The sequence below is a fragment of the Lysinibacillus parviboronicapiens genome, from assembly GCF_003049575.1.
In the GTDB taxonomy this organism is placed as follows: Bacteria; Bacillota; Bacilli; order Bacillales_A; family Planococcaceae; genus Lysinibacillus; species Lysinibacillus parviboronicapiens.
This window is the reverse complement of the sequence record NZ_PYWI01000044.1, coordinates 1-21,444: the sequence shown is the minus strand read 5'-3', so window position 1 is coordinate 21,444 and position 21,444 is coordinate 1. Positions and strand designations below refer to the sequence as shown.

The following is a 21,444-nucleotide window of genomic DNA, read 5'->3' as shown; positions in this document are numbered from 1 at the left end:
AAGCATTGATAAAAAATCATCAATTTTTAGAAGATAAATTTATGAATTTCACAGAAGTCGAACTTCAAGAGGAAGTTACTTCTTATTGGGGTGTTACATACTCACGATATGAATGGTTGTTAGAGATTATAGCTCACATTTATCATCACAGAGGGCAATTACACTCTATGCTTATTCATTGTTATGGAATAGACCCAAAAGTTCCATTGTTTGAATAGAACTTTACTATTGAACTAACGGTGCAGGTTAGTTGAAGAAGCAGGTATTTTTAGAATGGTGTTGAAGTAGTATTATGGTAAAAAAAGTGGGGGAATTAAAAATGAACATAAAACAATTAAGGAGAAAGTTAAAATGAGATTAGAGAGTGAGAGAATTTATTTAAGACCTCTTTGCGAGTTAGATGCACCTATTATATTAGAAAATACAATGGATAAAGAAATACGTTATATGACTGGAACGAATTCTAATTTTTCACTGGTTCAAATTAAGACACATATTGAAAATATTAATAATGATTCAAGTCGCTATGATTTCGCTATTTGTTTAAAAGGCACTGACAAAATGATCGGGGAGTTATCGATTTTCGATATAGATGAGGCGAACAAAAAAGCAGGATTCAGAATATCGATGGCTTCTATTTCATTAACAGGAAAAGGATATGGTACTGAAGCTACAAAAATTGTTCTAAGATTTGTTTTTGAACAACTCCAATTAAATCGTTTACAGTTAGAAGTATTTAGCCATAATTTGCGTGGAATAAGAGCGTATGAAAAGGTTGGGTTTGTAAAAGAAGGAGTCTTACGTCAATCCTTATATTATAACGATGCGTACTCAGATGAAATTATTATGGCATTACTTAAATGTGATTTTAAAAGTATGCTATTGTAATAATCCAAAATGATACAAGTGTAACGTTGATAGCTTTGAATCATTCAATTAGCAGATTGTGAAGTAATATACTTAAACTAACGACTTTAGCGAATTATTACTGAGTTGCATAAATGGTCCTTTTTTTATATTGTAGAAATAATAATGTAAAGTTTATAATTTAATTAGGTGATTAAAAGTGATGATACAACATAAAAAGATAATTAATTTCTATGATAGGCGTATACTGTTCAATAAATATCGTAAAAATACACCCAGCGTAATCTTTATTGCAGGGTTAGGCGATAGCCATGAAACATGGAAAAAGGTCCAAGACCGAATATCGGATGAAACGTCAACCTTGTCCTATGACAGGGCGGGTATTTGCAGGAGTCAAGACGTAGCTGTCCCGAGAACTTGCTGTGATCTTGTTGAGGAGCTCTTCGAATTGGTGCAAGCGCTTGACGTGGAGAAGCCTTATATATTAGTAGGCCATTCCTTTGGTGGATTGGTCGCCAGATTGTATACCAGTCTTTATCCGCTGGACATCTGTGGTATGGTTTTGGTTGACGCTGCACCGGAATATAAAGAACTTGCCTATGAAAAGGTTCTACCAGAAAAGCTACTTGCAGGAAATAGGGAATATTTCGAGAATCCTATGTTGAATAGTGAGAAAATTGATAAAATACAGAGTTATAAGCAAATTGTTGATTATTCAAAACAAAGTGACATCCCTCTCTCAATTATTACAAGAGGTTTACCCGATAATAATGAAGATGGATGGCCCTCTCAAGAAATATTAGAAATTGAACAAAGTCTACAAGCAGAATTCCAATGGCTGTCAACGTCAAGTAAGTTCCAGATTGCTAGTCGTAGTGGACATTATATACATCATGATGAGCCTGATATTGTAATAGAAGAGATTTTATTAATGTTAAAGGGGATGGGAAAGTGAGCGATATAAGGTTGAAACTTATGGAGGATTTGCAAAGAATTGAGGAGAATGATTATCAGTTAGGCGAAGGTGAGCAGCATCAAGATTTCTTACCTTTGTTACTTCAATATATTGGCGATCCTCAGCCAGAATTGCGGGATAACTTGATTTATCCGATGTTTTATATGTGGATTAAGGAAGAGAATAGGTTCAGTGAAGAGGAGTTGCGTAGTCTTTTAACCGTTCTGACGGATGAGAACCATTTGTTCTATAATATTGGCAGCGAGGATGATCAGTCAGTTTTTACAAGGTCGTTTTCTGCCTTGCCTATCGCTTTGATTATACAACGCCACAGACAGAATCCATTTTTAAATCAAGAAGAAATTGAGCAATTAATGCAAGCAATGCTCCGTTATTACAAAGAGGAGAAGGATCTGCGGGGTTACCTTTCAGTAGGAGGCTGGGCTCACAGCGCGTCTCACGGTGCAGATGTTTTTGTTGAGTTGGTGCAGTGCGAGGAGAGCAGCGTTGCAATGCTGCGTGAGGTTCTTGTCGCTATTTCTGGCTTGCTACATAATGGAATACATATTTTTAGTGATGAGGATGATGAGCGGTTGGTCAATATCGTGGATACGATGATTGACAAAGAGTTACTTCCACATCAAGAAATCGCTGATTGGATTAGCTGCTTAGCGCAATGCTGCAATTTGCCGAGAAGTCGCAGTCAGGTGATTGCTCGCGTGAACAGCAAGAATTTTTTACGCAGTCTCTATTTCAGAAGGGGACAAGATAGCCGAGGGAATGAGCTTAATACTGCCATACTTGGCACTGAGGCAAAATTAAACAGGTTTTCTATCAGTTAAAGGATTAAGGGGTTGTCCCAATCCATGAAATTGGCTGAGGGATTTACTGGTTTATTCCGCCATTAAATCGCTTTTTAATGGAGGAAAAATTATAGAAATGATCAAACTTTTTTATAAAAGAATGATTCCATAAAATATATAATGAGCATGTTTTGATTAATCTTTTTTAAAACATGCTCTTTCTTTTTGCCTGTTTATCAACGCTATTAGGTATTAATTTGAACAATCTTTATTATAAAGCAACCACGTGGTCGTTTAGTACAAGAAGAGTTAAATAAAATATTAGCAATGACATTTGGTAAATAATAGTCTATTATGGGATTTAAATACAGCAGAGGTAATACGTCAAGTACCTTTTTATTGTCATCGTGCTTAGTGTCAAGCTCTAATACCTTCAGAGACATTTTCTGAAACAAAAGAGTACAATTCTATGCTGTTGTTTTGTAATTCAGTTACAAGTTGTTCCACTTAATCGACCATGCGCTCATTAAAAGGTGAGTACCTGGTCTTTTTATGTTTATTCATCATATAGTCTAAACTTTTTTAATTTGGTTTAGCTTGCAATATGAGAGTAATACACAATAAATAAGTGCATGACTCAATCTTATCTTCTATAAATCACGCCATTACTTATTGTGTATTTATATGTTCATTTTAAAGAACGGGAAAAGTGGGACAGTCGAGCTGAGCGTAGCGAGGGAAGTGGCTCGGCCCCGCCCACTGAAAAGCGCTCGGAAGTAGTGAAAATCAACGGTTGGGTCAAATCCCTTATAGTCTTTGTACACTAATCATGTCGATAAATCCCTTATCTATGAAGTAACACGTTCTATTTCAGGATAAATGATTCATAGGAAAACAGTAAGTAATTACGCGTGTAATGGGCCTTTTCAAAAAAATGTCAACTAAAAATATTGCGAAAAACAGATAAATGAAGATATATTTGTCTATTTTTCGACAATCTACCGTGTTTTTTGCAGAACGTTGTATTAGAATAATAGATAGAAATGGATTGTGAATAGGGAGAGAGAGAAATGGATTATATACAAAAGGGGACAAAGGCATTTAATAAAGCAAACTGGGCCCTATTTTTAGCGGGTTTTATTACCTTTGCAAACTTATACGTATCACAGCCATTGTTACCGACATTTGCAGAGGAATTTCATGTATCACCCGCAGTAGCTAGTCTTTCTTTATCTGTAACGACATTTGCATTGTCTATCAGTATGATTATTGTCGGTTCCTTGTCGGAGGCTTGGGGGAGAAAGTCCCTAATGACGATTTCTATTTTTGCGGCATCTATCCTGACGCTAGCGCTTGCTTTTTCTCCGAACTTTGAAACGATTTTGGTTTTGCGAGTGATACAGGGGGTTGTTTTTGCAGGTTTACCTGCCATTGCCATGGCTTATTTAGGAGAGGAAATGGACCCTCGTAGTCTCGGCGTTGCTATGGGCCTCTATATAAGTGGTAATTCAGTCGGGGGACTTAGTGGACGTGTTATTATTGGCACATTAACTGACCTTTATAATTGGCAAGTGGGTATGATTGTGCTCGGTATGTTAAGCCTCATTATAAGTGTCCTGTTTGTATGGATGTTACCGAATTCTAGGCATTTTTCGCCACGTCCATTGCAAATAAAAGCATTAACGACATCACTCATTCAACATGTCAAAGATCCATCGATGCTTTGTCTTTTTGGCATTAGTTTTGTGTTAATGGGGAGCTTTGTTACTCTTTACAACTATATCGGCTTTAAATTAATGGCACCGCCATATAGTTTAAGTGCCACAATTGTTGGCTGGATTTTTGTTATTTATTTGGTCGGTACGTTTAGCTCGACTTGGTTTGGGAGTTTAGCAGATAAATATGGACGACAAAAAATGTTGTTACTGTCCATTGCAATTATGTTTGCGGGCGCACTTCTGACATTAAGTGGTCTACTCAGCTTGAAAATTATTGGCATTACGGTCTTTACCTTTGGCTTTTTTGCTGCGCATTCCATTGCCAGTGGTTGGGTGAGTAGACGGGCCACACATGATAAAGCACAAGCATCTTCTCTGTATTTATTTTTCTATTATTTTGGCTCCAGTGTAGGAGGAACAGCAGGGGGCATATTTTGGATGCACGATGGTTGGGGAGGTGTCATTGCAATGATTACTGTCTTTTTAGTCGTAGCTTGTTTACTTTCATTTTTATTAAACGGCATCATTGCTAAGCAAAGCATGGTGACAAGGCCATAAAATGATAATTTTAATTGTGAGGTGCTAGTTTGATAGAACTTCTGTTATTCTTTTTGCTTATCTTGTTAGCATCCGTTTTGCAAACAAGTTCGGGGTTTGGTTTTTCTATTATGGCCACTCCTTTTTTACTTATGCTATTCTCACCGCAAGAGGCAATGCAAATAAATATCCTCTTGTCGCTTGTCATTTCTTTAGCACTTATTTGGCAAATTAGAAGTGATATTGATGTTGGTTTGTTAAAAAAGATACTTTTAGGCAGTATCGTCGGAGCGCCTTTTGGTAGTTTCATCTTTGCAATTGTAGATTTAACCACCTTTAAATTAATAATCGCACTCATACTCATTGGGGTAACGATATTATTAATGAGAAATTTTTCAATTCAGCCAACCAAAAATAGAGAATATGGTGTAGGGTTTTTATCGGGATTATTAACAACTAGTATCGGCATGGCTGGACCGCCATTATTACTCTATTTTGCAGGTACACAGAAAAATAAAGAAAATACGAGAGCAACCTCAATCGCCTATTTTATTTTTATCTACGCTATTAGCTTACTGTTTCAATTAACGGTTGAAGGCACAAATAAAACGGTTTGGGTTAATAGTTTGTATGCACTGCCACTTGTCCTTATTGGTCTAGTGTTAGGGCAAATTTTATTTAAGAAGCTTAATCAAGCACTATTTACAAAGATGATTTATATGCTATTACTCATTGCAGGTGTATTCTTACTGGGACAAAGTATATTATCGCTGTTTTGATTCTAATTAAGATTAAAGTTAAATGAATCAAAAACAAAAGAAGCATGTGAGATCAATGACGATCTTACATGCTTACTGTTGTTTAACCCATAATATTATAGCCTGCGTCGATGTAGATTGTTTCTCCTGTCACACCACGTGATAGGTGAGATAGCATCACAATCGTCATATCTGCGACTTCATCTTGCTGGACATTTCGTTTTAATGGTGCAGTTTCTTCGATTTTGTGTAAAATCGTGTTGAATGAAGGAACACCTTTTGCTGCAAGTGTACGAATCGCCCCTGCAGAAATGGCATTGACACGAATATTATCTTGACCAACATCAGCAGCTAGGTAGCGCATAGATGCTTCTAATGCAGCTTTAGCGACACCCATTACGTTGTAGCCGTCTAGCACACGTTCTGCACCTAGATAGCTCATTGTTACAATAGAACCGCCTTCTGTCATGTATGGATGTGCGGCTTTTGCTGTTGAAATAAGAGAGTACGCACTTGTGTCTTGCGCAAATGCATAGCCGTCACGAGTTGTCTCTAAAAAGCGATTGTGTAAGTCTTCTGCATTGGCAAATGCTACAGAGTGTACAATGCCGTGGATAACGCCGACTTTAGCGCCAATCTCATCGAAGGCTGCTTTTGTGCTGTCGTCACTGTTGACGTCACATTGTACAATAAGGGCTTCAGGTTGACCATAATTTTCAAGTTGCTTTTGTAATTTCTTTAATGAACGTTCTTGACGATACGTGAAAATCACATTAGCGCCTACATCAAATAGACGTTTTGCGATTCCCCAAGCAATACTACGATCATTCGCTACGCCCATTACGACGATATTTTTATCTTTTAATTGTAATAAATTCTCCATCATCTATAAGAACCCCTTTGCAATATAATATCTGTTATTAGTACCAACTACTAAAATTTTATCACACATAAATTATGGTTGCAATAACAATCTGAAAAGAGTATTTAACTTTAGATAAGCGTAATTTCAAAGTTCGATTTATATAGACTCTAGTACATTATATGAGTGTGTAATACATTTATAGTTGTTCAATCTAAACGTTCTTTAAATAAATCAAAGGAAGCCTCGATTTCATTGGGACTAATATCCCGTGCACAAGCGAACAAATCAAAAATAAGCTTCATGTAGCGTAGGCAACTGTCATTGGATTTTACATGATGAAATAATTTTTATTATATATGGACAATTTGGTAACTTTTTGAATGTTGAAACGTATTAATATAATTATAAATTAAAACTTCTAAGGGGGGTTGTTCATGAAAAAATGGTCATCTTATTTATGGAAATTAATTTGGGTTATTGGATTATTTTTATTAACTATCATTAGTTATAATATTAAATATAAAATTAATGTTATCTCAGCTTCAACTTATAGTATGGTTCCTGTTTTTTGGACTAATTTTATTACTCTCTTTATGTGGGGTGTCTATTTATCACTTATTTTTATAAAAAAATGGACCATTAAAATAAATTTGCCTTTACTTATTTGCGTATTCATTCCTTGTTTTCTCTTTTCCCTATTTGTGCCATTAACAACGATTTTTTCATTATCTCTTCCCATAGGTGGTATATGGTTTAATAAAGCCTTAAGTTCTAATTTAATTGAAATTGTTGCAGGTTTAACATTCATGCTAAGCATTTTTAATAACTTAAAAAGCGAGAGTGAATAAAACAGTTTGTAAATGACTGCCATTAAATTAGTGAATCGGCTACACTAAGTTGGACATAAAAAATAAGGGCTAGTACACTTAGACTACCAACTTAAAGGAGCGTGCTACTATGTCACGTCAACGTCGAACTTTTACATCTGAATTCAAATAGCAATTAGTGAAGCTTTATAAAAATGGAAAATCTCGTGCAGATATTGCTCGAGGATACAGTGCAGGTGCAAATAAGACAGCGGAGTTGGTATATCAAGCTTTGGCAAATGTTAAAGGCAACTTGAATGATATTAAAATGTTTCATACAGACAGAGGAAAAGAGTTTGATAATAAGCTTATTTCAGCAGCCCTGGAAACATTTAGAATTCAGCGATCACTGAGTATGAAGGGATGTCCTTATGATAACGCCGTGTCTGAAGCGATGTTTAAGGTATTTAAAACAGAATTCGCTAATGGAGCTCATTTCTCTTCTCTTGAACAGCCCGCTCTTGAACTTGATTTATGTGCATTGGTTCAATAACATTCGAATTCATGGAACACTAGGCTATTTAACACCATTGGAATTCAAGCAACAGACCTTATAATTTTTGTCCAGTTTAGTTGTTGACATACCAAACATACCATCGCTTAATCATTGGATAAGAAACTTTATATAAATCTTGAATTCCCAAATAACTATGTTTCCCCTCAAGGTAAAGACGAGCAATAAATATTTTCTCTTCGGCAGTGAAATTATCCATAAAAAACACCCCTAAATTGTTAGATTTGGTGTCTAACAATTTAGGGGCAGTTCAGTTTGTCTACAGTCCAAGGCATCCAATTATGGATGCCTTTTTGTTGTAATGGTGCTTAATAAAACTATTCGAATTTTAGTGAATCGCCATCAAATGTTTCATCCGCTACTTTGATAGAATCAGTTGGGCAACCTTCGAAAGCGTCTTGCATGTCTTCTAGTAGATCTTCTGGAACTTCAGCAGTTCCCATGTTATCATCTAAAATGACGAAGGCAATACCTTCATCATCGTAATCATAAATATCAGGTGCTGCGGCTCCGCATGCGCCACAAGCGATGCATGTATCTTTATCAACAATTGTGTATTTAGCCATTTCTTTCTCTCCTTTTACAATGTTCCTACAAAGCTTCATACTCATTTTAAAGATGTTTATCTTACATTTCAACATAATACTATTAAATTGGAGGAATTTGCTACAATGTTTCATCAAATTTTATTGCAAATTTTTCACAAGCTCAATAACGAACGAACCGTTTCAGCAGCCTATCATGTCTTAAGAGGGAAACGTTCTGGCCAGACGATTCAAGACATTGGCCTCTTTCAGCTACATAACTATTTTGGATTATTGCCAAAGTTACCTCGGGCAACATTTGATGAGGCCGTTTCCACATTTTCGCAATATAGTTGGTTAAATATGCAGGAATCTGGTCACTATTCCATGAAAAAGCTAGGTTTACAGCGTGCAGAGCAGACAGCCACTTTTTTGTTTGATGGTTGGCATTATCGAGGAAATGAGCATGCGTTTTTTGCTCGATTATCCCTGATTGTCCAAAGTTTATCGTATCATCGAGCGGACATGCATTCATTTTCTCCTATTAGCAAAGATCCACAAGTACAGGCGTGGGTGCGTGCTTTCTTAGTCAACCATAACTATCAGTTAGGTCATTTGCAGCAGCAGTTATTCGAGGAATGTCAACAAGTACTGACTGCTTTGCCTCTAGCTGATCGACAGAAACAGCTAGTTCTCTATCGATTGAGTGGACATAGCTCACCAGGTTGGACATGGCAACAGCTTGCAAGTGAGCGCAATGAAAGTGTTTTGGATAGTCAATTAGCATTTATTGAATTGCTACATACACTATTGAATGAAGTGCACCAGAACAGCACTTATGCATTGCTTGGTCAAATAGCAGATGGATTACGTATTAAAGCTTTGCTGACTGATTCTGCGCAACAAACTGCCCAGTTATATGAGCAAGGCTATTCATTGGAACAAATTGTTCAACTGCGAAATTTAAAACAAAGTACGATTGAGGATCATTTAGTTGAAATAGCTATGAATGAACCGAACTTTTCCATCGGTCCCTTCGTCTCTTATGAAGAAGCGGAAAAGGTTTGGCAGGCATCAAAGCACTATCAAACTAAAAAGTTAAAGGCATTGCATGAAGTGGTGGAAGGTATGAGCTATTTCCAACTCAGACTTGTCCTGGCGAAGGGGGAAGTATAAATGGAACTAGAACAAACATTAGCGAAATATTTTGGTTACACGACTTTTCGCCCTGGCCAAAGGGAAGTGATTGAAGCCATTCTTGCAGGAAAAGATGGCATTGCATTATTACCTACAGGCATGGGTAAATCACTATGCTATCAATTACCGGGATATATTTTGCAGAAGCCTGTTTTAATTGTGTCACCATTACTATCCTTAATGCAAGATCAGGTCGAGCAATTAAAACGCATTGGGGAAAAAAGAGTGGTAGCTTTAAATTCCTTTTTATCACTCACCGAAAAACGGTATGCACTGCACTTTCTTGAGCAATATCGTTTTATTTTTACATCGCCAGAAATGCTATTGCAACAGCAGGTACAAGAAAAACTCGCGAAAATGGAGTTAAGTCTTATTGTGGTCGATGAAGCACACTGTATTTCACAGTGGGGTTTTGATTTCCGTCCAGATTATTTACGGATTGGTGAATGGTTTTCACAAGAAAAACGTCCACCCGTGTTAGCATTGTCGGCGACTGCAACACAAAAAGTTGTCAATGATATTCGAACAACATTATCACTACATGCGCCATTTGAATTTATGTATAATGTGGACCGACCAACGATATCTTTAGGGCGTGTAGTATTCGCGGATAGGGCAGATAAAGCAAAGTGGATACTGCAGCATATCAAAGAAACAGCCGGACCAGGAATTTTATATATGTCTTCACGAAAGCGTGCGGAGCAATATAGTGAAGCATTTACGCAGGCGGGGTTACGAGTGGCTGCTTATCATGCAGGCTATGGGGCTGAGGATCGTCAGTTTATTCAGCAGCAGTTTATAGATGGAGAGCTGGACTGGATTGTGGCTACCAATGCTTTTGGGATGGGGATTAATAAGTCAGATATTCGACAAGTCATTCATGAAACGATGCCAGCGAATGTTGCCAATTATATGCAAGAAATCGGGCGAGCAGGTCGTGATGGTGAGCCAGCGCTTGCGATTTTACTGTATTGTGATGGGGACGAAGAACTTGCGAAATTTGTTGTAACAGGTGATTTGCCGTCAGCTAGTCATGTAGATCGTTACCAAGAGCTTGTGAGGCAACAAGTGCAGCCATCGCAAATGCTAAAAAATGGAGAGCTGAGTGAGACGGCCTTTCGGGTACTCGCATACTGGTCCCAAAAGGAATCTGTGGAGCAAGTAAAGGCACGTCTAAATCAATTGGTACTAGAAAAATATCAAGCTGTTGATGAAATGCTAAAAATTACTCAGACAAAAGACTGTATTCGCACGCAATTAGTCGGGTATTTTGGGCAAAAATTGCAGGAAAAGCCCGAAAACTGTTGTGAAAATTGTGGAATCCATTATGATGAAATCAATACAGAACGCTTAAAGGAAGAGAAAAAAGTAGAAATGATACCATGGGAAAGTCGATTAAAACAACTCTTAATAGGCTTTTAGACTAAAATTGACGGTCATTTACTTTTTTCGCAAAATTCGTCATAATAGAATGATAGAAAGCGTAGTAAGGTTGGGGGTACGAAACGAATGAGCAAAGAAGACTATCGAGATAAAATCGAAGAACATCGTCAATCATTTGAAGAAGAACAACAAGAGCAGCAAAATTTATCCAGAGTTTCAAGAATGACCAAAAATGGAAGCACGAACAAAAAGCCAAAAAGTACAAAACGTAAAACGCCGTTAATGACCATTCTTTTAGTAATTTTCATACTAATCCCATTAACGATATTAATCTATTTGGTGAAATTCTATGAACCTGGTAAAACGATTGAGGAAGCCGAAAAGGATTCCATGGATTCTATTGTTGAGATTGACAAGTCGGGCGATGAAGCAAAAGCTTCTGCGGCATCAGATTCAAAGGATAAAGAAAATAAAGATGATAAAGCAAATGCCGAAGCACAAGAACAAGCAAAGAAAGACGCTGAGAAACTAGCAGCTCAAGAGAAGGCTACTGAGGCGAAAAAAGCACAAGAAGCCAAAAAAGCAGAAGAGGCTAAGTTAGCACAGCAACAGGCTGAGGCAGCAAGAAAAGCAGAAGAAGCTAAGAAAGCCGAGCAGGCTCGCAAAGCAGAAGAGGCAAAACAAGCTGCAGCAAAAGCAAGTACACATACAGTCAAAGAAAATGAAAATCTATATCGCATTGCATTGAATCACTACGGTAATGGTAGTGAAGCAACGCTAGCAAAAATCCGTGCAGCGAACGGTATGACTTCCAACACAGTAATGGTTGGCCAAGTTATTAAACTACCATAAGAAAAACAAGTGTCATTCATTGGCAATGATGTTTTTCTAGTATAAAATAATGGACAAACGTCAACACCAAATCAGGTTAAGGCGTACGTCTGATTTAGTGAAAAGGCGATTCTTCATAAAAACGAATCGTCTTTTTGCTTTCGTTAGGAGGAGTGAGGGAATGATTTATATTGGTGTATTTCTTTTCGTAGTCATCGCCTTCCTACTCTATATGTGGAAGGTTGCATTTGAAAACAATGTCTTACATCATCAACTGATATTAAAAGGAAAACGAGAAAACATTCGATTATTTTTTATATCTGATACGCATTTACGGAAAATTAGCCGTCACATGATTGAGCAGTTGGAAGGCTCATTTGATGCGGTCATAATAGGTGGAGACTTTGCAGATAGTCGTACGCCCATTTCACGTATCCATGAGAACCTCGATTTATTGACACCGCTAGGACCGACTTTTTTTGTTTGGGGAAATAATGACCGAGAAGTGGGCGAAGAGCAACTTCGTCGTATTTTACAGGACCACGGCGTAACCATCATAGCCAATGATGCAATTTTACTTCCCCAGAAAAATCGTTTTTGGTTAAGTGCCATTGAAGATACTTCCACAATGAAATATAGCTTTGATGCAGCATTTGAAAAAATTGATGAGCAGGATTTAGTTGTTTTTATTTCGCATAATCCAGGTGTCTTTGCTCGTATACGGGCAAAATTTAGAGCAGATTTAATGATTGGTGGACATTTACACGGTGGTCAAATTAGACTTGGTCCGTATGGAGTTCATCCAAATGGGTCTTATCGTGAGCGTGAGGGTGTGATGACACTTGTGAGTAACGGCTATGGCACAACATTATTGCCCCTACGCTTTGGTGCAAAACCACAATGCCATATAATTGACATTGAAATTTCGGGTCAATAAACAACCAAAAATGTTTGGAAGGCGTATAATGAAAGCAATAGGTCTTTTTACATTCAGCGGACGGCTATCTTTAATGTGGGCAATTAAATATTTTGTCTATGAAGTTAGAAGGTCTTGTAGAACGGCTAACGAACCACTATCGGCAACAGCATTACGCCAGTTTTAGCGAAATGACCTACTTTATGTCGTTCCCTGTGCAAGATTAAGTCCAATACAATTCACACTGTGGACGTAACGATGCCTAAATTGAAGTAATCACATTAATTAAACCCGCAGATGTCTATGTGCTCTGCGCGCAATGAAAGCTTCAGTGATAACTATGCTGATGCAAATTTGATAGGAGTGTCACACAATGCAACAAGTAGATGCAATTATTGTTGGAGGAGGCCCTTGTGGCTTAGCAGCAGCAATATCTTTGCAAAATATTGGTTTACAACCAATTGTGATTGAAAAAGGAAATATCGTAAACGCGATTTACAATTATCCAACACATCAAACTTTTTTTAGCACGAGTGAACGTTTAGCAATTGGTGATGTGCCGTTTATAATTGAAGGACGGAAACCAAAACGCAATCAAGCGCTTGTTTATTACCGTGAGGTGGTGCGTTTGAAAAATATTCAAGTAAACCGTTTTGAAACAGTCGCAAGTGTTATGAAAAATAAAGAGCTGTTTACGGTAACGACAGATAAAGATGTCTATGAGACACCTTATGTCGTGATTGCAACAGGTTACTATGATCATCCAAACTTTTTGGATATTCCGGGTGAAGATTACCCGAAAGTGTTTCACTATTTTAAAGAGGGACACGAATTTTTTGATACAGATGTCCTTGTAATCGGTGGCAAAAATTCAGCAGTAGATGCTGCGTTAGAGTTGAACAAGGCTGGTGCTCGTGTAACGGTGGTCTATCGTGGTAGCGAGTATTCATCTAGTATTAAACCTTGGGTGTTACCGGAGTTCGAAGGTATTGTACGTAACGGCGAAGTGTCGATGCGTTTTAATACAACTGTTAAGGAAATCCGTCCAAATGAGGTTGTACTGGAAGTCGATGGTCATGAAGAGATCTTACACAATGATTTCGTTTTTGCCATGACAGGTTATCACCCAGATCATTCTTTCATTAGAGCGATGGGGGTAACAATTGACGAGGAGTCAGGTCGTCCGTTCTGTCATCCTGAAACAATGGAGACAAATGTAGCGGGCTTGTTCATTGCTGGCGTTATTGCAGCGGGGAATAATGCCAATGAAATCTTTATAGAAAATGGTCGTTTCCATGGTGATTGTATTGCCAAGGCAATTGCAAAACGACAGTCATAACAAGAAGCTGTATAGGCAGAAACTGCTTATACAGCTTTCTTTAACTAAAATGACGGATAGAACGGACGAAATGATGGTTAGAACAGGGGTAATGCCGGATAGCGCTAGCCTAATAATAAATGGCGCAATGTGCCGCATGTCGAAAAGGGGGGACAAGAGTGATTGGGCTATATTGGCTGTTAAGCTACGGGATTGGCAACTTTATGACAGCTTATTTCGTTGGAAAAGGATATGGTGTTAATTTACAGGTAGAAAGAAGCAAAAATTTAGGGGCTCGTAATGCGGGCAGTGTTATAGGTAAGGCTGCTTTTCTATGGACGCTACTGGGTGATTTGCTAAAAGGTGTCGTTGTTGTGGGGGTAGGACGTTTATGGCACTTTGAAGAGTGGGTAGTTGTTGTAGGGGCGGGCCTTGTGATTATCGGTCATTTGTATCCGCTATGGCTGAAATTTAATGGTGGCAAAGGAGTAGCGACCTTTATTGGTGTGGGACTTGCATTATCTCCAAATTTATTTGCAATGATGATTGTCGGGACTGCTCTGGTGCTAGCTGTAACAAGAAGCCTGACGTTAGGTATGGTAGGTGGCTTGATTTTATATGTAGGCACAATTGTTTTGACAGGTCATTTACTAGTATACATACCGATGATAATTGCTATAATCTGTATGCTTATTAAGCATTCATCGAATATTAAAGAGTCTTTGGAACGAGGGAAGTGAGTGTATGTATTGGTGTAAAGTAGCGCAAACAGAAGCGGAGTTTGATGCTATTGCGCAGTTAAATTATGAAACTTTTGTGGAGGAAATTCCCCAACATGAGCCGAATGCGTTGAGAAGAAAGATTGATCGTTTTCATCATCAAAATACGTATTTAGTCGTTTATAAAGAAATAGAGCTCATCGGTATGCTGGCTTTTCGAGATCAACGTCCATTTTCAATTGATGAGAAAATAGGCGAGGTAGAGCAATATTTACCACAGGAAATTTGTAGTAAGCTATGTGAAATTCGCTTGCTTGCTGTGAAGAAGAAGTATCGTACTGGCCGAGTTCTACTTAAATTAACACAAGCGTTGAATGCCTTTGCCTATGAAAAAGGCTATTCAGCTGCAGTTATTTCTGGTACGACACGACAGGAGAAGCTATATAAGCAAATGGGCTTTACCCAATTTGCACCAGCAGTGGGTTCACAGGAGGCGATGTTTTTACCAATGGTATTAACAAGGCAGCAATTTGAAGAATCATTACAGCAGAGGCTCGCAAAGGAAAACTATACATTTTATCCTGGACCAGTGAAACAGAACGGAACAATTTTGTATTCGGAGCTATCACATCGTTCACAGGCTTTTGAAGCGTTGTATGAACGCATGACAAACAGACTTGTGCAATTATCGGGGGCCCCGTATGTTGCCACGCTCGTTGGTTCAGGTACATTGGCAAATGAAGTTATGCTCGGACAATTAAAGGAACAGCAATTGGGGCGAGGGCTCATTTTAACGAACGGGGAATTTGGAGAGCGTCTTCACAAGCAAGCACAGCGCTGGTCACTGGATTTTGATGTGATGGAGCAGGACTGGGGAATGGAGTTTGACAAACAACAACTAGATTCCTTCTTCCAAACAAATAGCTACAGCTGGTTACTTGCGGTGCATGGGGAAACATCTACAGGGACATGTAATGATTTAGAGACACTCGTTCAGCTTACAAAGCGTTATAACGTAAAGTTATGTGTAGACTGCATTAGTTCTTTTGGAGCCATGTCGTTTTCATTAAAAGAATGCTATCTAGCAACAGCTGTGAGTGGTAAAGCGCTTGGAGCACTCAGCGGATTAGCCTTTGTTTTTTCGCAGGCACTCGCGAAGCCGTCCACGACTTTACCCGCTTACATAGATTTGGCCAATTATCAGCGCGGCACCGTCCCATTTACAATGCCAGCAGTACTTGTTGGTAATGTAGAAGCGGCATTACAACTCTATCCCGCGCGTTACGGTTTGCTACAACAACGTTTTGATCGATTGCTGCAGCTTCCGTTTATGCACAATCAGTTAGCGACGTCACATTATCCAATGATACTAACGTTACGTTGCCCAGAGGCACTTGCAAACTTCACAACTGATTTAAAATTGAATGGCTTGTTTGTTCATGGTGATAGTAAATATTTGCGGCAACGAAATTTAATGCAACTTTCGGTAATCCAACCTGATTTTGAGGAAGCGATAATACGATTGCATGAGATTTTGCACTTTTATGAGCAAATAGTTGTTGCATAAGCTTACGTAAACCTTGAATACATTGAATTTATAGGAAAAATTCTTTTAGATTCAGTGGGGCTCCTACTTTGTTAAGACCGATTAATAATTTTAGTCTTGCTTTTTGACCGTTAATGCCTGTTGCAAACAGTGCACCTAAGTCTTCTAACATTTTACCGCCGCCATCGTAGCCATATACACCTTCTGCAATGCCGTTAAAGCAACGGGATACGAGCACGACTGGTATACCACGTTCTAATAGACTTTCGATGCCTTTTACAACTGCTGGTGGAACATTGCCTTGCCCGAGTCCTTCTAAAACGACACCATCATATTGACAGGCCAATACAACATCGAGTAAATCAACTTCCATTCCTGCATAGACCTTTAGCATGGCCACTCGTTTTGATAACGACAGTACGTCTACATAATGACGACGAATTGGGGCATGATGGAACAAAATGCGTTTCTTAGTAATGAGTCCAATAGGTCCGTACTGTGGTGACTGGAAAGTATTTACAGAACTTGTGCTCGTTTTCGTCGTGTTTACGGCAAGGTGCACTTCGTCATTCATCACAACTAACACACCTTTATCGCATGCTTCGTCATCCACAGCAACACGAACAGCTTCAACTAAATTGTAGATACCATCTGCACCTATTTCGTTGGAGGAACGCATGGCACCTGTTAAAACGATAGGAATGTGTAAATTCGTCGTTAACTCTAAAAAATAAGCCGTTTCTTCTAACGTATCTGTCCCATGTGTAATGACTACGCCATCGATTTGCGTAGCAGAAACTTTTTCCATAATTAAGTTGCGTAAACGAAGCATTTCGTTTGGCGTGATGTGTGGTGATGGGAGGTTGAAGGCCTCCATTTCTATAATGGTTGCAAGGTCATTTAGCTTATTGCTCTCTTTCATAAGCGGATTTTCTTTGTTTGGCATGACGGCTCCTTCAGCACTCATTGCCATGGATATTGTGCCACCTGTATGAATTAATAAAATCGTTTTTCTCATAAAATAAAATCTCCTTTTTAAAATCTTTTTTGTCATTACATGGTATAATAATTACAGTCTATCTTCCTACAGCAGATGTATTTCGTGACGAAAGCGCAATGTCCGCCACAGAAGACTGGATGAACATAAAGCCTCCGGCGGATGTCATAGATTTTGATAGGCTTGAAGAGAGGACGTTAGGCTAAATTCATCGCATTCATGCGATACCGGCCAACTGACCTGTTTCTCTGTTCTTGTCCATTCTTAAATCGTACACAATTAGGCCGAGGCGAAATTGATTGTTGAAAGGGGCCGGCATCATGATCATTCTCTTATCAGCTGCCATTGCTCCCGGTCTAGCGCTTTTTAGCTACTTTTATTTGCGCAATCAAATGGCAACGGAGCCAAGAAAAACTTTACTTCAAACGTTTTTATATGGTGCATTTTTAACGTTCCCGATTCTGTTTTTACAGTATGTGCTGACAGAGGAAGGGGTTTTTCGATATGTTTACTTACAAGATGTTCTTTTTTCCAGTGTCGTTGAAGAGTTTTTTAAATGGTTCATTCTCTTAATAGCAATTTACAATCATGTGGAATTTGATGATCCTTATGATGGTATTTTGTATGGTGCAAGTGTATCTCTTGGTTTTGCAACGATTGAAAATGTATTATATTTATTATCGTTCGGTCTTGATACAGCATTTATGCGCGCATTATTACCTGTTTCAAGTCATGCATTATTCGGCGTGGTAATGGGTTATTACTATGGACGTGCCAAGTTCTTGAAGCTTGCAAAGACAAAAGAAATGATTGCTATGGCGCTATGTGCACCGGTAGTTTTACACATTTTATACAATACAATATTATCATTTAAAGGACACTGGGTATATTTAATGATACCGTTTATGCTATTTTTATGGTGGTTTGGCCTCCGTAAAGTAAAGCTTGCGCACTATCACCTTGTCCAACATCTTCATATGCATAAAAAAATATAAAAGCGTAGAAATTGAAATAGATTTCTGCGCTTTTATATTTTTTTAGTATAAAATACGACGATTGCTTCAAGCTATGAAAAAAGGAGTGATGATTGTGCGTTTATTAAGCATACTTTTTTGTTTGATGTTAGCGGTTAGTATAGTTTCCATCCCGCATAATGATGCCGTTGCGTTTAGCGACCAACAGATTACTCGTGGCGCTTACGGTGATGATGTAATTGAATTACAGTCTAGGCTACAATACTTAGGATTTTACACAAGTAAAATTGATGGTAAGTTCGGCTATAACACATACTGGGCTTTACGAAATTTCCAAGAGAAATATGGTTTACCGGTAGATGGCATAGCTGGTACAAAGACGAAAAAAGCATTAGCAGGGCATTCAGATTATGATGAAAAATGGGTGAAGGCACAGCTGAAAGCAGGGAATCAATTTACCTATTATGGTGGGAAACCACTAGATCAGCAAGTGAAAAAAAATAATACCGGTGGAGGCGGAGGCGCTACAGCTAGTGGGAACAATAGCGGTAGTAGCAATAAAAGTGGAACCGATACGCAAATTCCACCGAAATATACAGAACGGGAATTACAACTTTTAGCGAATGCAGTTTACGGAGAAGCTAGAGGAGAGCCTTATGAAGGACAAGTCGCCGTAGCCGCTGTTATTTTAAACCGACTGGAGAGTCCAGAATTCCCAAATACAATTTCAGGGATAATTTTCCAACCTCTAGCGTTTACAGCTGTTGCTGACGGTCAGATTTGGCTTGAACCGAACCAACGTGCAAAAGAGGCTGTTATTGATGCTATGAACGGCTGGGATCCATCGGAAAATGCGCTTTATTATTTCAATCCGAAAACAGCAACAAGTAAATGGATTTGGTCACGACCACAAATAAAACAAATTGGTGAGCATATTTTCTGTTCATAGATAGGAGGAAAACAGATGAGAACATTGCTCGTTATCTTAACTGTCGCAGTTATCGGTTTAGGTGCATACAGCATAAATTTGCATTCTGATAAGGAAAGTCTACAACGTACCGTTCATGCGCAGTACACAGAAAAATTAACAGATGCCTCAGAAAAATTATCGTACTTACAAAGAGCTGTTTCACAGTCCTTATTATTTAAAGACGAACAAGCAATCCATAGTGAGTTGGATTCAATTTGGCGACTAAGTTCTGAGGTCCGATCATCGATTTCTAATATACCGATTGGACAAGAGCTTTCGAACGAGTGGTTAGGTTATTTAGGTAAACTTGGTGAAGAGGCGAGGAAAACTGCCAAAACAGGAGATTATGAAGCGTGGAGAGAAAAAATGCCGCAAATCTCTACAAATTTACAATCACTCTCCGACGAGTGGACGACTGCCACGGTCGATTATTATAAACAGGATGGCAATATGGATGTTTGGTTGCGACAAGTAGACAACAAAAATCCAAATACATCGTTTGATAATGTGAAAAATACGTTAAAAGATTATGGCGAAAAAGATTTCCCGCTTACATTAAGTGAATCCGACTGGCAGAAAAAAATAGAGCTAAAAGCGTTACAAGATTCAGTTATTACAGAAAAAGAAGCGTTAGAAAAAGTGAAATATTTATTCCCATTAATTAAAGATGCTACGTTTACGGTAACAAAAAGTAGTGATACTGCACCGTATCCGTTCTATCATATCCAATTCCATCAGGGTATTCGTCTTGGCTATGTTGATTTAACAGAAAAAGGTGGGCATTTACTGTCTTATTTAGTAGAGCGACCTGTCGGTGAAGCGAAACTTTCACAAGAACAAATTACTAAAAAGGCAGAAGAGCATTTACAGAGACTTGGGATGAAAGATGTTGCCTTTGTGGAATCGCGAGAGAATCATTTGGCATGGCATGTTACGTTTGCACGTGTTAACCCAAGTGACAAAGCGTTAATTTATGCGGATGGCGTACAATTAAAAATTGCAAAGGACACAGGTGAATTATTAGGTGCCAATGCAATGGAATATATTCAAGAAGAAACCATTAAACCGCAAACGGCAAAACCGATTGATTGGAAAACTTTCTTCGATGAAGACGTACAAGTAGAAGAAGTGAAAAATATTTACACGGATAATGGTCAATTCGAACAACGTCTTTGTTATGAAGTGATTGCCGTTCGAAATGGCAAGACGCAGGAAACATTCCGCGTTGTCATTGATGCTGAAAATCATAATGTTTTAAAAGTAGAATATTTAACGTAAAGTCAAGAAAATGCTTCCAGTTCATATAGCAAAATTTTGCATCTCGTGCGATAATGAAGGTATATTTTTTGTGCCGGGGAGATGCTCATGGAAATAAAAATTGGTACACAGTTACTACTTGAACCTACGTACACAGAGCACGTAGAAAAATTCCGCTGTAAAGTTGTAGAACAACAAGACAATATTATTTATATCGATTATCCCACGAATGTAGTGACAAAGAAAACTGCTTTTTTGATAGATGGTTCAGAATTTAGAGCAACCTTCCGTACAGAGGACAAACATTCCTTTGCTTTCAATACGGAAGTGATAGGGCGAAAAGCTGGCAATATCCCAATGATTATGTTGCACTGCCCAAAAGCAGAAGAGTTTATCAAAATTCAACGTCGTGAATATGTCCGTGTGGAAACACCTGTAGATGTTGCGGTTCAATTTAAGGATTATAAATATCAACTCGTAACAGTGGATATTAGCGCAGGTGGTTTAGCGCTTATCTTAAAAGGAAATTTAGCCTTTAAAGATGGTGATGATGTAAAGTTAACGATTGTCCTCCCATTTGCAAATGGGGAAGTTAACTATGTAACGACAGATGCTTCGGTTGTTCGTATTTTCGAAAAAGATAACTTGACGATTGCAACGATTCAGCTAACGGATACGGATGATGTCGATCAACAGCATATAGTACGTTTTTGCTTTGAGCGACAACTAGTCAATCGTCGTAAAGAATTGAATCCATTTGAAGTCTAATTTTTCATGAAAGCCCTCTTCTCAAAGAGGGCTTCAGACTGTAGACAAACTCAATGAATTTTGAGTTTGCCTACAGTCTTTTTTCTTTTACAATGAAATAAAGTAAAGCCGTTGATTTCCACTACGGGCGGACGCTTTCCGCGGGCGGGGTCGAGCTGCTT

Annotated in this window: 22 protein-coding genes and 1 pseudogene; 19 read left to right on the top strand and 4 right to left on the bottom strand. The window is 38.4% G+C overall.

The features are described from left to right. The 6 genes from C9J35_RS21465 to C9J35_RS21440 all read left to right on the top strand — a co-directional run. The coding region (locus tag C9J35_RS21465) for a DinB family protein (RefSeq protein WP_369122303.1) at nt 1-218 on the top strand (218 nt) is incomplete at its 5' end. Between the two features lie 133 nt (nt 219-351). Beyond that, nucleotides 352-888, top strand: a complete 537-nt coding sequence (locus tag C9J35_RS21460) for a GNAT family N-acetyltransferase (RefSeq protein WP_107926794.1) — start codon at nt 352-354, stop codon at nt 886-888. 178 nt (nt 889-1,066) lie between these two features. Next, the gene (locus C9J35_RS21455) at nt 1,067-1,822 is read left to right on the top strand and encodes an alpha/beta fold hydrolase (RefSeq protein ID WP_054768709.1); all 756 of its coding nucleotides are present in this window, start codon (nt 1,067-1,069) and stop codon (nt 1,820-1,822) included. Next, a complete protein-coding gene (locus C9J35_RS21450) occupies nt 1,819-2,664 on the top strand; it encodes a DUF2785 domain-containing protein (protein WP_107926791.1) in 846 nt (281 codons plus the stop codon). The genes C9J35_RS21455 and C9J35_RS21450 overlap by 4 nt, the downstream gene beginning before the upstream one ends. A 1,031-nt stretch (nt 2,665-3,695) precedes the next feature. Next, a complete protein-coding gene (locus C9J35_RS21445) occupies nt 3,696-4,901 on the top strand; it encodes an MFS transporter (RefSeq protein WP_107926789.1) in 1,206 nt (401 codons plus the stop codon). 32 nt (nt 4,902-4,933) lie between these two features. Then, a complete protein-coding gene (locus C9J35_RS21440) occupies nt 4,934-5,659 on the top strand; it encodes a sulfite exporter TauE/SafE family protein (RefSeq protein WP_201262100.1) in 726 nt (241 codons plus the stop codon). 82 nt (nt 5,660-5,741) lie between these two features. Here C9J35_RS21440 and fabI read toward each other — a convergent pair whose 3' ends face one another. Continuing rightward, nucleotides 5,742-6,524 (bottom strand): enoyl-ACP reductase FabI, encoded by a 783-nt coding sequence (gene fabI, locus C9J35_RS21435; RefSeq protein ID WP_054768710.1) that lies wholly within the window; start codon nt 6,522-6,524, stop codon nt 5,742-5,744. A 413-nt stretch (nt 6,525-6,937) separates the two neighbouring features. Between fabI and C9J35_RS21430 the strand changes: the two genes are divergently transcribed. Further along, the gene (locus tag C9J35_RS21430; protein ID WP_107926785.1) at nt 6,938-7,351 is read left to right on the top strand and encodes a hypothetical protein; all 414 of its coding nucleotides are present in this window, start codon (nt 6,938-6,940) and stop codon (nt 7,349-7,351) included. Nucleotides 7,352-7,553: 202 nt separating this feature from the next. Beyond that, nucleotides 7,554-7,926: pseudogene (locus C9J35_RS21425) on the top strand (transposase); the annotation flags it as partial. A gap of 12 nt (nt 7,927-7,938) precedes the next feature. On the opposite strand, the gene C9J35_RS23800 reads toward C9J35_RS21425, so the two are convergent. Further along, nucleotides 7,939-8,082 (bottom strand): hypothetical protein, encoded by a 144-nt coding sequence (locus C9J35_RS23800; protein WP_167396033.1) that lies wholly within the window; start codon nt 8,080-8,082, stop codon nt 7,939-7,941. Nucleotides 8,083-8,200: 118 nt separating this feature from the next. Beyond that, entirely contained in the window at nt 8,201-8,449 is a 249-nt protein-coding gene (locus C9J35_RS21415; RefSeq protein WP_004232564.1) for a ferredoxin, read from the bottom strand. Between the two features lie 105 nt (nt 8,450-8,554). Between C9J35_RS21415 and C9J35_RS21410 the strand changes: the two genes are divergently transcribed. The 7 genes from C9J35_RS21410 (at nt 8,555) to C9J35_RS21380 (ending at nt 16,338) form a co-directional block, all read left to right on the top strand. Further along, nucleotides 8,555-9,583 (top strand): YpbB family protein, encoded by a 1,029-nt coding sequence (locus C9J35_RS21410; protein WP_107926779.1) that lies wholly within the window; start codon nt 8,555-8,557, stop codon nt 9,581-9,583. Further along, nucleotides 9,584-11,026 carry a RecQ family ATP-dependent DNA helicase gene (locus C9J35_RS21405; RefSeq protein WP_107926777.1) on the top strand — a complete coding sequence of 481 codons (1,443 nt, stop codon included), beginning with the start codon at nt 9,584-9,586 and terminating at the stop codon, nt 11,024-11,026. It begins immediately after the preceding gene. An 87-nt stretch (nt 11,027-11,113) separates the two neighbouring features. Beyond that, nucleotides 11,114-11,839, top strand: a complete 726-nt coding sequence (locus C9J35_RS21400; RefSeq protein WP_107926775.1) for a LysM peptidoglycan-binding domain-containing protein — start codon at nt 11,114-11,116, stop codon at nt 11,837-11,839. A 160-nt stretch (nt 11,840-11,999) separates the two neighbouring features. After that, a complete protein-coding gene (locus tag C9J35_RS21395) occupies nt 12,000-12,755 on the top strand; it encodes a metallophosphoesterase (protein WP_107926773.1) in 756 nt (251 codons plus the stop codon). A 352-nt stretch (nt 12,756-13,107) separates the two neighbouring features. Beyond that, nucleotides 13,108-14,073, top strand: coding sequence for a YpdA family putative bacillithiol disulfide reductase (locus tag C9J35_RS21390; protein WP_107926771.1), 966 nt, complete (start codon nt 13,108-13,110; stop codon nt 14,071-14,073). A 158-nt stretch (nt 14,074-14,231) separates the two neighbouring features. Then, complete coding sequence (locus C9J35_RS21385; RefSeq protein WP_054768711.1) at nt 14,232-14,792, top strand: glycerol-3-phosphate acyltransferase; 561 nt, start codon at nt 14,232-14,234, stop codon at nt 14,790-14,792. Nucleotides 14,793-14,796: 4 nt separating this feature from the next. Next, nucleotides 14,797-16,338: an aminotransferase class V-fold PLP-dependent enzyme gene (locus tag C9J35_RS21380; protein WP_107926769.1), complete on the top strand. Its 1,542-nt coding sequence runs from the start codon at nt 14,797-14,799 to the stop codon at nt 16,336-16,338. 28 nt (nt 16,339-16,366) lie between these two features. Here C9J35_RS21380 and C9J35_RS21375 read toward each other — a convergent pair whose 3' ends face one another. Further along, on the bottom strand, nt 16,367-17,335 hold the full coding sequence (locus tag C9J35_RS21375) for an asparaginase (protein WP_107926767.1): 969 nt from the start codon (nt 17,333-17,335) through the stop codon (nt 16,367-16,369). Nucleotides 17,336-17,634: 299 nt separating this feature from the next. Here C9J35_RS21375 and prsW point away from each other — a divergent pair, with 299 nt between their 5' ends. The 4 genes from prsW to C9J35_RS21355 all read left to right on the top strand — a co-directional run bounded on the left by prsW (nt 17,635) and on the right by C9J35_RS21355 (nt 21,283). Beyond that, nucleotides 17,635-18,309, top strand: a complete 675-nt coding sequence (prsW, locus tag C9J35_RS21370; RefSeq protein WP_107926765.1) for a glutamic-type intramembrane protease PrsW — start codon at nt 17,635-17,637, stop codon at nt 18,307-18,309. A gap of 94 nt (nt 18,310-18,403) precedes the next feature. Continuing rightward, on the top strand, nt 18,404-19,237 hold the full coding sequence (gene sleB, locus C9J35_RS21365; protein ID WP_107926764.1) for a spore cortex-lytic enzyme: 834 nt from the start codon (nt 18,404-18,406) through the stop codon (nt 19,235-19,237). A 15-nt stretch (nt 19,238-19,252) separates the two neighbouring features. Beyond that, nucleotides 19,253-20,536, top strand: coding sequence for a PepSY1/2 domain-containing protein (locus tag C9J35_RS21360; protein ID WP_107926762.1), 1,284 nt, complete (start codon nt 19,253-19,255; stop codon nt 20,534-20,536). Nucleotides 20,537-20,623: 87 nt separating this feature from the next. Next, complete coding sequence (locus C9J35_RS21355; RefSeq protein ID WP_107926760.1) at nt 20,624-21,283, top strand: flagellar brake protein; 660 nt, start codon at nt 20,624-20,626, stop codon at nt 21,281-21,283. The last annotated feature ends 161 nt before the right edge of the window (nt 21,284-21,444 follow it).